Raw genomic sequence first — 3388 nt, forward strand, 5'->3', positions numbered from 1 at the left:
CTCGGGGACCTGGTCGAGCGCGGCCTCCGTGAAGGTGCCGGCGGGACCCAGGTAGCTGTACGTGCGACGAGGAGCGGCATCCGACGGCATGGGCTTCAGCCTAGACCCGGGGCGAAGGGCGGTCGGCCCGGGCACCGCGGCGCCCGGGCCGACCGATGGCCTCACGCCGAGACGCGCTCCGCATCGACCGCGACAGCGGCCTTGCGGGGGTTCGGCATCTGCAGGATGACGACCACCGCGATCACGGCCGCGCCGCCGTACAGGAAGAACGCGCCGGGGTACGCGGTGCCGGCCGCCACCATGAGGCCCGTGATGTACGGGCCGATGATCGCGCCGAAGCGGCCGATTCCCGACGCCAGGCCGATGCCGGTCGCGACGAGCTCGCGCGGGTAGATGTGTCCGGCGTAGACGTACATCAGGCTCTGCGCGCTGAATACGAACACGCCGGTGATGAAGATGACCGTGGTGAGCAGCACCTGACTGCCGAACGGGATCGCCAGCAGCACGAGGAACACGGCGGCCGCGCCGAACCAGAGCATCGAGACGCCCTTGATGCCCTTGGCGTCCGCGGCGAACGCGCTGATCAGCAGCCCGGCGATCGCACCGAGGTTGAGCACGAACAGCATCACGAGCGAGTCGGCGACGGGGTAGCCCGCCGCGCCCATGATCTTCGGCAGCCACGCATTCAGGCCGTACACGAGCACGAGACCCATGAACGCGGCGATCCAGAGGCCGACCGACGAGCGCAGGAAGGCGGGCTTCACGACGTCCGCGAACGTGCTGCGGGGCGCCGAGCCGTCGCGCGCGATCGCGCTGTCGGGCAGCCTGAGCCACAGCACGGCGAGCAGCGCGAGACCGAGGCCGCCGCCCAGGTAGTAGAGCACCGACCACTCGATGCCCGCCGCGCGGCCGGTGAGCGAGGCGAGGACCGCGCCGAGGTGGTAGCCGACCATCGGCAGGTTGTTGGCGAGCGCACGGCGGCCGACGGGGGCGTTCTCCTGCATCATCGCGAGGGCGACCGGCATGCAGCCGCCGAGACCCAGGCCCGCGATGAAGCGGACCGCGCCCATCAGGAACGCGTTCGGCATCAGCGGGAACACGATCGTGAAGATCGAGAAGACGAGCACGGCGAGCAGCAGCGGCGTGCGGCGGCCGAAGCGGTCGGCGAGGCGGCCCATGAACGCCGCCCCGACGCCCACGCCGATGAGCGAGAACGTGTTGACCCAGTTCATCTCGTCGACCGCGAAGCCGCCCACCTCGGGATCGGTGAGCACCGGGATGGTCGCCCCCAGCGCCACGATGTCGTAGCCCTCGAAGACCACGATCAGGAAGCACAGGATGGCGATCCACAGGTCGACGGAGGGCTTGTTCTTCGCTGCATCAAGCGTCATAGACGTCTTCGTCCTTCGTTTCGGGAGTGCGGCCGACAGTCGCGGTCGGGCCGTCGGCGATCCTCACACGGCGGCTCGGCGCGGCCCCGACGTACGTCCCACTGAATGGGAAGTCGGACACTGTGCACGGCCTCCCTGGCCGCTGTCAACCCGGGGGCGCGCGAGTACGCCGCCACGCGCGTGCGTGGGAGACTGTCGGCCATGACGAGCCGTGCCGGACTCCCTGCCGAAGCATCCGACCTCATCGACGTCGACGAGCTGATCAGCGCGTACTACGACCGGATCCCTGATCCCCGGGTCGCGGGCCAGAGGGTCGCCTTCGGCACGAGCGGACACCGCGGGTCGAGTCTCAGCACGAGCTTCAACGAGCAGCACATCCTCGCCACGACCCAGGCGATCGTCGACTACCGCGCGGCACAGGGCATCGAGGGCCCGCTGTTCCTCGGGCGCGACACGCACGCCCTGTCGCTTCCCGCCGAGCGCAGCGCGATCGAGGTGCTCGTCGCGAACGCGATCGACGTGCGCATCGACGCCCGCGACTCGTGGGTGCCCACCCCGGCGCTCAGCCACGCCATCCTGGCGTTCAACCGCGACCTCGAGCCGGGCGACGCGGCCCGCGCGGACGGCATCGTCGTGACGCCGAGCCACAACCCTCCTGCCGACGGCGGCTTCAAGTACAACCCGCCGCACGGCGGCCCGGCCGACACCGACGCGACGTCGTGGATCGCGGCGCGCGCGAACGAGCTCATCGAGGGCGGCCTTGAGGGCGTCAGCCGCGTGCGCTTCGCGGACCTCGACGCCGGTGCGATCGCGACCTACGACTTCCGCGACGCCTACGTGCGCGACCTCGCGTCGATCATCGACATCGAGGCCATCAAGCGCGCGGGCATCCGCATCGGCGCCGACCCCCTGGGCGGCGCCTCCGTCGAGTACTGGGCACTGATCGCCGAGCACTACGGCCTCGACCTCACGGTCGTGAACCCGGATGTCGACCCGACGTGGCGCTTTATGACGCTCGACTGGGACGAGAAGATCCGGATGGATCCGTCATCCCCCTCCGCCATGGCGTCTCTCGTCGCCAAGCGGGCCGAGTTCGACATCCTGACCGGCAACGATGCCGACGCCGACCGGCACGGCATCGTGACGCCCGACGCCGGCCTGATGAACCCGAACCACTACCTCGCCGTGGCCGTCGAGTACCTGTTCTCGCACCGCCCCGGCTGGTCGGCCGATGCCGCGGTGGGCAAGACGCTCGTGTCGTCCATGATGATCGACAAGGTCACCGCCGCGCTCGGTCGCCGCCTCCTCGAGGTGCCGGTGGGCTTCAAGTGGTTCGTGCCGGGGCTGCTGGACGGCTCCGTCGCGTTCGGCGGCGAGGAGTCGGCCGGGGCGTCGTTCCTGCGCACGGACGGCACGGTGTGGACGACGGACAAGGACGGCATCCTGCTCTGCCTGCTCGCCGCCGAGATCCTGGCGGTGACGGGCAAGACGCCGTCGCAGCGCTACGCCGAGCTCGAGGCCGAGTACGGCGCGTCGTCGTACCAGCGCGTCGACGCGCCGGCGACGCCCGAGCAAAAGGCTGCGCTCGGCAAGCTGGGTCCCGACGCGGTCACCGCCACGACGCTCGCGGGCGAGGAGATCGTCGCCAAGCTGTCGCATGCCCCCGGCAACGACGCCGCGATCGGCGGCCTCAAGGTGCAGACCGCGAGCGCGTGGTTCGCGGCCCGCCCGTCCGGCACGGAGGACGTGTACAAGCTGTACGCCGAGTCGCTGCGCGGTGAGGAGCACCTCCGCCAGGTGCAGGACGAGGCGCGCGCCGTGGTGAGCGCCGCCCTCGGCGGCTGACGCCCTCGGCGCGCATGGGGAGTAGTCCCCACCCGCGCGGCCCGAATGGTCACCTGCCGTTCAATCACGGCGAGGACGCTGGGGCGCATGACGCTCACATCCCCCCACTCCGATGCGGTGATCCGTCCCGAAGACGAGACGCGTCGCCGTCC

General features: G+C 70.6%; 2 protein-coding genes. One reads left to right on the plus strand and one right to left on the minus strand.

Annotated features, from left to right (window positions below; genetic code table 11):
• Positions 1 to 161 precede the first annotated feature (161 nt).
• Entirely contained in the window at positions 162 to 1391 is a 1230-nt protein-coding gene (locus tag RIF89_RS12520; RefSeq protein ID WP_309069436.1) for an aromatic acid/H+ symport family MFS transporter, read from the minus strand.
• A 201-nt stretch (positions 1392 to 1592) separates the two neighbouring features.
• Here RIF89_RS12520 and pgm point away from each other — a divergent pair, with 201 nt between their 5' ends.
• Positions 1593 to 3236 carry a phosphoglucomutase (alpha-D-glucose-1,6-bisphosphate-dependent) gene (gene pgm, locus RIF89_RS12525; protein WP_309069437.1) on the plus strand — a complete coding sequence of 548 codons (1644 nt, stop codon included), beginning with the start codon at positions 1593 to 1595 and terminating at the stop codon, positions 3234 to 3236.
• Positions 3237 to 3388 lie beyond the last annotated feature (152 nt).

The sequence above is a fragment of the Microbacterium sp. genome (assembly GCF_031178525.1).
Lineage (GTDB): Bacteria > Actinomycetota > Actinomycetes > Actinomycetales > Microbacteriaceae > Microbacterium.

Bases quoted from the DNA above. Each gene is read 5' to 3' on its own strand.
- RIF89_RS12520 (WP_309069436.1), bottom strand. From the start codon at position 1,391: ATGACGCTTGATGCAGCGAAGAACAAGCCCTCCGTCGACCTGTGGATC.
- pgm (WP_309069437.1), top strand. From the start codon at position 1,593: ATGACGAGCCGTGCCGGACTCCCTGCCGAAGCATCCGACCTCATCGAC.